11 protein-coding genes and 1 tRNA gene are annotated in these 6,297 nt (G+C 46.6%); all 12 read left to right on the forward strand.

The genetic code is table 11. The features are described 5' to 3' along the window. On the forward strand, positions 1-471 hold a 471-nt coding region (locus QUA23_RS29835), incomplete at its 5' end, for a hypothetical protein (protein WP_333079521.1). Next, positions 455-709: a hypothetical protein gene (locus QUA23_RS29840; RefSeq protein ID WP_333079522.1), complete on the forward strand. Its 255-nt coding sequence runs from the start codon at positions 455-457 to the stop codon at positions 707-709. The genes QUA23_RS29835 and QUA23_RS29840, both read left to right, overlap by 17 nt. Next, the gene (locus QUA23_RS29845) at positions 696-977 is read left to right on the forward strand and encodes a hypothetical protein (RefSeq protein ID WP_333079523.1); all 282 of its coding nucleotides are present in this window, start codon (positions 696-698) and stop codon (positions 975-977) included. Before QUA23_RS29840 ends, QUA23_RS29845 begins: the two co-directional genes overlap by 14 nt. 74 nt (positions 978-1,051) lie before the next feature. Further along, the gene (locus tag QUA23_RS29850) at positions 1,052-1,297 is read left to right on the forward strand and encodes a hypothetical protein (protein ID WP_333079524.1); all 246 of its coding nucleotides are present in this window, start codon (positions 1,052-1,054) and stop codon (positions 1,295-1,297) included. A 158-nt stretch (positions 1,298-1,455) separates the two neighbouring features. Continuing rightward, positions 1,456-1,707: a hypothetical protein gene (locus QUA23_RS29855; RefSeq protein ID WP_333079525.1), complete on the forward strand. Its 252-nt coding sequence runs from the start codon at positions 1,456-1,458 to the stop codon at positions 1,705-1,707. Positions 1,708-1,709: 2 nt separating this feature from the next. Beyond that, the gene (locus QUA23_RS29860) at positions 1,710-2,267 is read left to right on the forward strand and encodes a hypothetical protein (RefSeq protein ID WP_333079527.1); all 558 of its coding nucleotides are present in this window, start codon (positions 1,710-1,712) and stop codon (positions 2,265-2,267) included. Between the two features lie 157 nt (positions 2,268-2,424). Then, positions 2,425-2,706, forward strand: a complete 282-nt coding sequence (locus QUA23_RS29865; RefSeq protein WP_333079529.1) for a hypothetical protein — start codon at positions 2,425-2,427, stop codon at positions 2,704-2,706. Positions 2,707-2,709: 3 nt separating this feature from the next. After that, positions 2,710-2,976, forward strand: coding sequence for a hypothetical protein (locus QUA23_RS29870; protein ID WP_333079531.1), 267 nt, complete (start codon positions 2,710-2,712; stop codon positions 2,974-2,976). Beyond that, positions 2,966-3,604, forward strand: a complete 639-nt coding sequence (locus QUA23_RS29875) for a hypothetical protein (protein WP_333079532.1) — start codon at positions 2,966-2,968, stop codon at positions 3,602-3,604. The genes QUA23_RS29870 and QUA23_RS29875 overlap by 11 nt, the downstream gene beginning before the upstream one ends. Beyond that, a complete protein-coding gene (locus QUA23_RS29880; RefSeq protein WP_333079534.1) occupies positions 3,601-3,834 on the forward strand; it encodes a hypothetical protein in 234 nt (77 codons plus the stop codon). The genes QUA23_RS29875 and QUA23_RS29880 overlap by 4 nt, the downstream gene beginning before the upstream one ends. Continuing rightward, positions 3,822-5,357, forward strand: a complete 1,536-nt coding sequence (locus QUA23_RS29885) for a hypothetical protein (RefSeq protein ID WP_333079536.1) — start codon at positions 3,822-3,824, stop codon at positions 5,355-5,357. Before QUA23_RS29880 ends, QUA23_RS29885 begins: the two co-directional genes overlap by 13 nt. Positions 5,358-5,920: 563 nt before the next feature. Continuing rightward, positions 5,921-5,992, forward strand: a tRNA-Met gene (locus QUA23_RS29890). Positions 5,993-6,297 lie beyond the last annotated feature (305 nt).

Genomic DNA, 6,297 nt, shown 5'->3' on the forward strand with positions numbered 1-6,297 from the left:
AAAACCGCTGCCTACCAGCGCAAGATTGAAGCGCTGTATGCCGACGAAGCCGCAAGCAAATTCAAGCGGGAATACTTTCCCGCAGATCCGTTCGACGACGGAATTCTGGTAGACGCCGCCTGGTTGGATATTGCGGATCTAGCTGCAATCTATAAAGCTGCTAAAACTTTGGAAAACCAAGGCAACGAAGCGTTTGTGAAGTGTTTGATTTTGTCTCGCGAACACGCGCACTTGTCTCCGCTGGTGCGCGTCAATCCTTTATTTGTGGACGCCAACAGGCAGCGCAAAATAGAGGTTTGCAGTTTGCTGTGGAGTTTTTATTGGGGCGATTGCGGAGAATTTGCAGAAAAGAGAGCGGAAATTTTAGAGATGAAAGATCCGCAGTTGGCAGAATATTTGCAGCAAGCCGAGGAAGCACTAAATCTGACGGCGGCAGAAATGGAGGTGATTGTAAATGCCGAGAATAAATAGACGCAACAGCTATTTGCTGCACTTGTCGTCAGTTTCGTTTGTGCCTGCAGATATCGTGTCGATTCACTGGCACAAGCAGCAAGAATTTTCTAAAAAAGTGGTAACTCAAGTTCGGACGCGGTACGAAACTTTTATTTTCGAGGCCGACTCTCCTAATTACGCCCAAGATATGGAGCTTTTGTTGAAAGCGCTCAACCTTACTGAAAGATTGGAGGTGATGGCCAATGCCGAAGTTTAGATTTTCAACTGTCGATCGCTGTAGTGGATTTACCAGAAAGCAGAAGCAGGAAATTACCCATTTTGCTTTTGACACGCAAGAAGTAACCGCTTGGACAGTTCACTCGTTAGGTGATGACACCACTAATTTAGAGCTGTGGTTAAAAGGGGTTTCTGAGCCGCTGTCTATTAATGAAGAAATTGTCGGAACCCCAAGCTTTCAATCTATATTGACCCTTCTTGCTTCTGAGTTTCCCGAAATAGACAATCTCAAATTTCCAGAAGTTTAGACACTAAAATGCCCTGCGGTGCGACAACACCCAGGGCAGATCGCCATTACCAACACCGTGAGGCAAAGAACGATATGACTAATATATCAACAATTGTGCGCCCTGTTGCAATATTTCCGGGCTTGACAGAATTTCCAGACGAATTTGACCCGATTGAACTGCTTTGGCTGGTGCAGCGCAAATACGAAATAACTGCCGAACAATTTGCTCACGCATTTGGGGTTGAGCCTGACACCGTTTATCATTGGAGTTCTACTCACAAGTGCTCGCGCTTAGCTCGGATACGCGCCGCCACTCTCAAGCGTGATTGGGGATTTTAACTTCAGTTTCACAATCAGGATTTTATCCATTTACCCCTCCCAGCGAGGGGTTTATTGTTGGTGTTAATCGGGTGTAACTCAATTGTTACTGCGTTTGTTTTTCAATACGCCAACACCCGCATACTAACCAATTACTACTCAAGTTACATCAGAAAAATGTGAAATCAGCTATTGGAGGGGTTTACAGGTCTAGAAAAGAGGTTTTAGAGAATTTGCAGATTTCGTCCACAACTTTGGTCAATTACTGCAAGTTTCTCACCGAAGTTACACCGGATGAATTTCAGCACAAGAAATTCGAGAGTATGTACAGCCCTGAAAGTTACGCAGCATTGCAAAAAATCCGGCAACTATTTCTAGATGGATGGAGCCGGGAACAAGTCAAAACAAAATTACTGAACGAAGGACTCTAAAAATGAACACAGAAAAACTCGCCAACGATTTAAACGTCACCCCTGGACGCATTAACAGTATTTCTAAAGCGCTGTACAAACAGGAAAAGTCGAGTTTCACGCCAGAGGAAGTCCAAGAAATTTCTGGCGTCGTGGCGTACATGAAGGATCGGCAAGAAAGATCGATCGCCAAAGCTGCCATTGCATACCGTGAAGGAGTTACGGCTCAAGTTCGAGCTAACCCCCGTGAGAATGCACCCCAAAATGCGATCGTTACCACTGGCAAAGAATTAGGAAACCTCAATATCGCTCAGGAAGATTTGGCAATCGCTCAGCGCCGCGCCATACTTCGGGCTGTCGGTATTCGTGAAGCCGAAAACAATATGCTCGCTCAACTTCTAAATGGTGGTTTTTCGGCTGATGACTTGCCCGAAGAAGTAGCAGAAATCGTAAACGCTTCTGTAAGCCGTGTTTACGATGCCGGCTTGGGAAACTTCGAGCGCACCGGCGGATACTTGCCGGCGATGGTGGGTTCCGGTGCGATGCTGCTGTCTGCTGCGGTGGAAAACGAAGCAGCGTAAATTTATCCGATCGGCTGCTGGTACTCCTAATTTTGTCAGCAGCCCAAAACCCAAAAATCGAGGAAAACCAAATGCTCGAATTTCTAAAAGTGCTGTGGCAATCTCTCCGCCAGCCGATTTCCAACAACGTCCCCCTTCATGTGTTGGTGGGGTACTAATGCAGCAGGAAAAATATCAGCAACAGCCAATTTGCCTGGAATCACCAGGGCCGATACTTTTTACCACCCGCCCGCAGCAGCAACCCTCGAATCAAAAAGCGTCTTTAGTTTTTGGCGGCTCGCTGTTAGTTGTGGGATTAATTAGCGGAATCGCGATTGGCAGCTTCACGGCAGACCGCAAAGTGGTTAAAGCGCAAGAAGCTTTGAAGCTCGAACAATTGCAAAGGGCGGCGACTTTGCAACAAGTCGAAAAAATGTGTTCTGAAATCTTAGGAAGGTAAATAATGATCGGAAAATTTTTTCAGGCGCTAATACACCCAATTGGGGAGCAAGATGTCAAATATTGGCACGACGGATATTTTATTCGCGTCTTTAAAGAACAGCACGGCTACGGGTGGCAAGTTTATCGCAACGATAAATTTACTTTTCGAGACGGTCAATTTGTTGATTTGATAGACGGCGGATTGTGCGAATTTCAAAATGACGCCTACACTTCAGCCGAAGAATATATCGAAAATGTTCTATATTCTAGGACTAATTATGGCAGATGATTTTTTCACTGCAATGCTTGCGGGCGACGCTCAAAAAACTTTCGACGCCGAATTGAATGTCGGAAGTTCTAACGCAGATCGCCTCCTGGCAAGTTTAGGAGTTCCCACGGGACGGCTGACTGATGAAAGCGTAGCGGCTTTTGAAAAAACTGCCGAGAATGAAGTCGCCCAACTTGCGCTGCAGCGCAAACTTACAGCAGCAGCCAAAACTTACACGAACGCGATCGCCAAAATTGCCGAAGAAGAAAACAAGCGCCGCGAGCTGGGAATTTTAACCCAGCAAAAACTTAACGAACTGAAGGCAGAAGCAGCAATTGCTTGGGCAAAATACCAGAGTCAGACTCAAGTATTGATGGTTCAAACCAAAAATTCTGTCAGCTTGCTCGGATACAAAACTCAGCAAGAAATGCTTTACCAAAATAAAGTGCATTTGCTCAAACAAGAGCAAGAGCGCGAAAGGTACGCCGCCCGATACCAGCAGGCAGAAGCGAGGCATCAAACGTGGCTGCAAAACTTGCGGGAAAAAATCCAGAACGCGATCGCCGGCATCAACCAGCAGTCACAGTTGCCGCAGGGGCAAACTCAAAAAGTTTTCGGAATTTTTGACGGGAAGAAGCAGAGGACATGAATATTAAAATTTTACTTTTTTTGGGCTGGTTAGCTGCGGGGTGGAATGCCACGCAGTTGTTAGCCCTTTTTGTTAAATATTCGCCAGCAATTCAGCTTGGTGTATTGTTTGCACTTTTGGGATTTGCTGCGATCGCCTCGGTGGTTGCTTGGTTTGCTCCATCGACCCGCCCGTGGCTGGCATTAATTTCTGTGGTTATTGGGCTAGGGGGTTTGGTATGGCTGCTTTAGACACCAGGGGCGATCGCGTTCTGTGGGGGATTGGAAATTTAGCAGCGGGATTTCTCTGCATTCCCCTGTGCTACGGCTTATCTAGCAAAGATTTTGCCTCGTTTAAAATAGCTTTACCGATTGTCGGAGCCGGAATGGCGCTTAATTCAGTGCGGTTATTTTACCAGCACGAGCAGGGAGCCGGAGTGCGATCGGCGTGGCGGGCTTCAGCAGAAATGGTGAGCGGAGCCTGGATCGAGCAAGTTGCTTTGAGCAACTTGCCGCCAATATACCAGGCTCCGGTTTACCAGCCGAAATTTACAGAGGTGGAGAATTTGCAACCCCTGCCGCTGCCTGCACAATTTCAAATTGCAGCGCCGCCGCAAGAAACGCAAAAACCACCTAACCCCGGCGACGGTCGCAGCGAATTTATCCAAAGCGGCGATCGTTTGTTAGGGGTTGAGCTACCCGCAATTCCCAATTTCGGAATTAAGTTTTTTGACTGGCGGCAGTTTAAAGAAAATCCCGACAGTTTTTCCCATATTCGGGGAGTTGGGGCAACCAATAGCGGAAAAACTACATTGATAGATTGGTTGATGGATGTTTTCCCTGCAGATCGAAAAACTGTACACACAATCAAGAGAAAACCACACCAATGGAAATTTCTTGAAGTTGTCGGAGTGCCGGAGGATTTTGAAGCGATTAGGCGATCGATGCTGGCAATCAGAGAGGAAAGAATTCGCCGCACTCGACTTATGGAAGCGGGAAAAGATTTTCCGCGTTGGAGTGCAGCTTTTGATGAGTGGAAAATTACCAGCAAAAATATAAAAGCTGTTGTCGATCGCAAAACTAAAGAAATAATCTCGCCCTCAGCCAAGGAGTTACAGGGAGAAAATCTTGCTTTAGCTCGCGAACTCAAAATCCGAATATTTGCCCTCGCTCAGGGGCGGCAGGTAATTACCTGGGGGTTGGAAGGTGAAAGCGATATGCTCGAATGCTTCACCTCTATCTTTTTAGGGAAGTTTGCAGTAGAAGAGTGCGAATCTTACCGGAATAAATTTCCCAAGGATTCAGAGCAATATGCAAAATACCAACAGGTTCGAGACTACCTAGAATCCTTGGGAAATAGAGCCGCGTGGATTAGCAGCGAACTAGGAGAATTTCCTGCCGTTGTCCCCGATTTAAGTCGCTGGCGGCGTGAAACTTCGGAGTTTCCACTTGTTCCCGATCCATCGCTCGGAACACCCCAAAGCGTTCCTCGATCCGAACCGGAAAAACCCGAAACACCTGACGGAACAAGGGCGGAACGGTTTTCGACGCTACTTGCGGAAATTTTAGCGGAAACCTCGCCAGCAGTATTTTCGCCAGATTTTCCGCTGGAACACCAGGACAAAGTAGAATTAGCTAAATTAATAATTGCTCAAAACCTAGGTCAGGAAAAAACTATTTTGCTGTTGTGGGGAGTTCGCAGAGGCGGTCGCAATCATCATCTGTACGTAGAAGCTAAATCTATGCTCGATCGCCTAATTTCCGAAATCCGATAACTTATCAACTTGTAAATTGACTTTGCGGCTACAATAATAACAACATAAAGTTTAAACCTATTCTCTCAAGCAACTATTTACAGTCATAGTTGCTTTTTTGTGTGTGAGTTGATAATATTTAATTGGCATTCCACTTAGAAATGCTCCGCCATCATGTGGCTCTGAGTGCGGACGGGAACCCTACCCTGTGGAGGAGAGGTGAACGACTACCGATATGCTTAGTAGGGAAGAAAAGTTAGTTTTGGTTTTGAGGCAACAAAAGAACTGGTACTAACTGCGGTCGAGACACTCTGGAGAGACAGATCCACCCAAGCGCCAAGGTGGCTAAACAAGGCAACGATAGAAAAGAAACCTCGGAGACTTTAGAGTTGTCCGAGGTTTCTGTTTATATACAAAAGCCTCCCCATCACTGAGAAGACTTAAGCCTGTTGTTGTATTCCGGCTCCTTTTGGTTACGTCCTAGGAGCAGGTTTATTGATTTATTATACAAATTTGATAAACAACTATAATAAAGCTGTTGGTGCAAACCAGCCGTCTAGCCCATGACGTTAAATATGGGACCAGCCGGGGAAGTGAAACGGTGTCACGCAGGTCTCATAAGCCTGAGAGAATGGGTTCGACTCCCATCCCCGACTTTTATTACAATTGCAGTCCGCCCAGTGTAAAACCTCGGCGGGCTGCTGTTTTTGGGTTTTGCCGCAGGTGGCACATGACAGTAATAAATACAAAATGATTGACATTTTGTCAGACGTTTTGTATGGTTGTGAAACAACCCCACACGCACACCGCCTATGATTGTCGAACTAATCCGAAACGACGGCACGAGCGACTTCCCCGAAATCTGCTGCACGGAACTGACAGCGCCGAGCGTAATTTTCGACAGCGATTCTGGCAAGTTTTTCGCCAAAGCTCCGATCGACCCCCGCATCTGCCCGGTTGC

The sequence above is a fragment of the Microcoleus sp. Pol1C5 genome, from assembly GCF_036701115.1.
Taxonomy (GTDB): Bacteria; Cyanobacteriota; Cyanobacteriia; order Cyanobacteriales; family Microcoleaceae; genus Microcoleus.

Bases quoted from the DNA above. Each gene is read 5' to 3' on its own strand.
- QUA23_RS29840 (WP_333079522.1), top strand. From the start codon at position 455: ATGCCGAGAATAAATAGACGCAACAGCTATTTGCTGCACTTGTCGTCA.
- QUA23_RS29845 (WP_333079523.1), top strand. From the start codon at position 696: ATGCCGAAGTTTAGATTTTCAACTGTCGATCGCTGTAGTGGATTTACC.
- QUA23_RS29850 (WP_333079524.1), top strand. From the start codon at position 1,052: ATGACTAATATATCAACAATTGTGCGCCCTGTTGCAATATTTCCGGGC.
- QUA23_RS29860 (WP_333079527.1), top strand. From the start codon at position 1,710: ATGAACACAGAAAAACTCGCCAACGATTTAAACGTCACCCCTGGACGC.
- QUA23_RS29865 (WP_333079529.1), top strand. From the start codon at position 2,425: ATGCAGCAGGAAAAATATCAGCAACAGCCAATTTGCCTGGAATCACCA.
- QUA23_RS29870 (WP_333079531.1), top strand. From the start codon at position 2,710: ATGATCGGAAAATTTTTTCAGGCGCTAATACACCCAATTGGGGAGCAA.
- QUA23_RS29875 (WP_333079532.1), top strand. From the start codon at position 2,966: ATGGCAGATGATTTTTTCACTGCAATGCTTGCGGGCGACGCTCAAAAA.
- QUA23_RS29880 (WP_333079534.1), top strand. From the start codon at position 3,601: ATGAATATTAAAATTTTACTTTTTTTGGGCTGGTTAGCTGCGGGGTGG.
- QUA23_RS29885 (WP_333079536.1), top strand. From the start codon at position 3,822: ATGGCTGCTTTAGACACCAGGGGCGATCGCGTTCTGTGGGGGATTGGA.